General features: G+C 46.3%; 2 protein-coding genes and 1 pseudogene. 1 reads left to right on the forward strand and 2 read right to left on the reverse strand.

Going from position 1 to position 2,786, the window contains the following annotated elements; genetic code table 11:
- Window positions 1-199, reverse strand: a pseudogene (locus tag BN35_RS10010) (hypothetical protein); the annotation flags it as partial.
- A gap of 383 nt (window positions 200-582) precedes the next feature.
- Here BN35_RS10010 and BN35_RS10015 point away from each other — a divergent pair.
- Window positions 583-2,463, forward strand: coding sequence for a mucoidy inhibitor MuiA family protein (locus BN35_RS10015; RefSeq protein ID WP_028901374.1), 1,881 nt, complete (start codon window positions 583-585; stop codon window positions 2,461-2,463).
- A 152-nt stretch (window positions 2,464-2,615) separates the two neighbouring features.
- Here BN35_RS10015 and BN35_RS10020 read toward each other — a convergent pair.
- Window positions 2,616-2,786, reverse strand: a 171-nt coding sequence (locus BN35_RS10020; protein ID WP_044071491.1) for a transposase, incomplete at its 5' end; no start/stop codon positions are given.

A 2,786-nucleotide genomic window follows, 5' to 3' on the forward strand; every position in this document is an offset into this window, starting at 1 on the left:
TTTCGTAATCAATATCTATCCTTACAATAGCGTTAGCTCCAAGTTCGGCTGCACGCACATTCAGCAATTGTACATGTCTGTCATAGAGGGCGTTTTCAAACCCGTCTGCTGTTACAGATTTGATTCCTTGATGACTGGAACAGCTTGTAAATAGCGTACTTAATATCACGATAATAAAACCCTTCAATAAATTGTTCATCCATTTAGTTGCTCTTAATCATCTCAAAATTGCAATAAAAGTTGAATCTATCAAATAAATCTTACAAAAGTTCAATACGTACGACATATTTTTCGTTGTTTATATCCGTAGCTATCTCCTTTTGAGAAAGCTTTGTTTGTGTATCATTGACATTGTAGCATTGCTCATTATTGATTGATAGTTCAATGCTTGGTGAATGGTAGCACAACTGGTTTTCGTACTGTTTGTGTTGGTTTAAATGTGTCTAAGGCAACACACGAATGCCAAATTTTTCCCCTGGTTGTGGCTTTTTGTGTTACACACATAAAAATTTTTCTCTGTAGTTTTGCCCCAATTTGTTTTTTTCTCTACTTTTGCGAAGTAACAACATTAAACGGAAAGCGATGAAAACCAAGACTTTTATTCTTTTATTGTTCCTTACTGTCTTGTCCATAGGAGCATCGGCACAAGGCCGAATGATGCCCAAACTCGACAAGGTAACCATCTTTTCAAAAGGCGCACAGGTATACCGTCACAAACAAGTGGTCCTGCAAGCCGGCGAACAAACACTCAGTTTCACGGGACTGTCACCCTACATAGATGTCAACAGCATACAGGTCAAGGCCGGAGGCAACGTGACAATACTTGGCGTCAGTCAGCGATTCATTCGTCCCGACAGTGCCATGCTTTCCGGACAGCTGCGTGCTGCAGAAGCTGCACTAAAGAAAGCACGCAACCACCAAGCTGAGGTAAAAGCCAAGCGAACGGTGATGAAGTCGCAACTGGAGATGGTGAAAACCAACAGTTCCACAGCTGCACGCACCGTTGCGACACCCCTCGAAGCCATCAAACAGCTCAACCAATATTATTATGACGAAACCATGGCCATCAACAAGCGGCTCATCGGGCTCGACGAAGAAGAGCAGCAGGCCAACCACAATATGGAAAAGCAACAAGAAGTCATAGACTCCCTCGCTGGACTCAATACCAAACGGCTCACCGTAATCGATGTCAAGGTTGATGCGCCGCGAGCTTCAAATGCGAACTTCACCTTTGTCTACTACGTCAATGGAGCATCTTGGTACCCCACATACGAACTCCGTTCCGCCAGCACTGCGGCTCCCCTGCAACTCACCTACAAAGCCAACATCACGCAACAAACCAATGAAGACTGGCGCAACGTGCCCGTCACACTATCGTCGGCCAATCCCAACCGCAGCAATGTGTCGCCCGAGCTAAAGACTTATTGGCTCGACTACGGCCTCGCGGCACCCACCTATGACTTTGGTATAGATAACAATCGCGTCTCTGGCACTATCACCGACGAGGAAGACAATCCCGTCATCGGCGCCACCATCCAAGTGAAAGGCACCACCATCGGCACCGTAAGCGACATCGACGGACACTACACGCTCACGCTTCCCAATGGCAATCGCAATGTGGAAGCGAGCTACATTGGCATGGAAACACAAGTGAAGCAAGCCACAGGAAACCGCCTCGACTTCTGCATGGAGAATAGCAAACTGGCATTGGAAGAAGTGGTGGTCACGGGATTTGCAAGCAAAGACATTAAATCGAACGTAAAATTTACAGCTCCAGTGATAAAGGCCGACAGGGAGGTGAAGGCCGAAAGCATCGCTGATGAAAACAGCATGGATGTCAGTTCCACTGCCGCCAAGTTTGGATATGAGTTTGAGATAGGGCATCCGCTGACCATTCTCTCCGACAACAAGCCCGTGAGTTGCCAGATAGGCAAATGCCAATTACCCACCACCTATGCTTACAAGGGTGTTCCCAAGATTGACAAGAGCGCTTTCCTCGTGGCTGATGCTACCGGCTGGAACGAGCTGAACCTTATTCAGGGAGAGGCCACCGTGTTCTTCGACAACAGTTACGTGGGAAAAACCATCCTCAATCCCGACCAACAAATCGATACCCTCCACCTCGCCATGGGGCGCGACAATGGCATCCATATCGAACGGAAACTCATCAAGAACAACACCTCACGCAGACTGCTGGGTAGCAGCAGAGTGCAGACCATGGACTGGGAAATCAGCATACGCAATGCCCGAGCCGAACAAGTGGTCATCAGCATTTACGACCAACTGCCCGTTTCGAGAAATTCAAGCATCACAGTCATGCCTCAAGAATTAAGTGGCGGACAACTCGACAAGCTGAACGGGCAGGTAGTCTGGAAGCTGACACTTGCTCCAGGTGAAGTTAAAAAGCTGTCGCTTGGCTATCAGGTGAAGTATGACAAATACCGTCGTCTCACTATAGAATAAGGAGAAAATTGGAGTACCTGAATTTGAAGGCTCATCTATTCATTGCACACATGCTGGCTGTGTAGGGAAAAGTGTTTTAGAATTAGCAACTCATCGCATCAACAGTCACATACCTGTCGCTTTACTACCTTGACTTTTGGCTCAGTAGAAAATCAATGGGGATAGGCATATAGTTTTGCAATTCTGAATAAAAAGAACTTCTTGTCTGCCACTCCTCTTAGATTGGCTCGGAAAAGTTTAATTTTGGCATTGAACGATTCTGCCATGGCATTCGAAGATCTGTTGTTATAGAAGTTCAATATCTCATCATAATGCTCGTAAAA

The sequence above is a fragment of the Hoylesella timonensis 4401737 = DSM 22865 = JCM 15640 genome (assembly GCF_000455445.1).
Taxonomy (GTDB): Bacteria; Bacteroidota; Bacteroidia; order Bacteroidales; family Bacteroidaceae; genus Prevotella; species Prevotella timonensis.

Excerpts from the sequence above, each read along its gene's own strand:
- BN35_RS10015 (WP_028901374.1), top strand. The coding sequence starts at position 583 with ATGAAAACCAAGACTTTTATTCTTTTATTGTTCCTTACTGTCTTGTCC.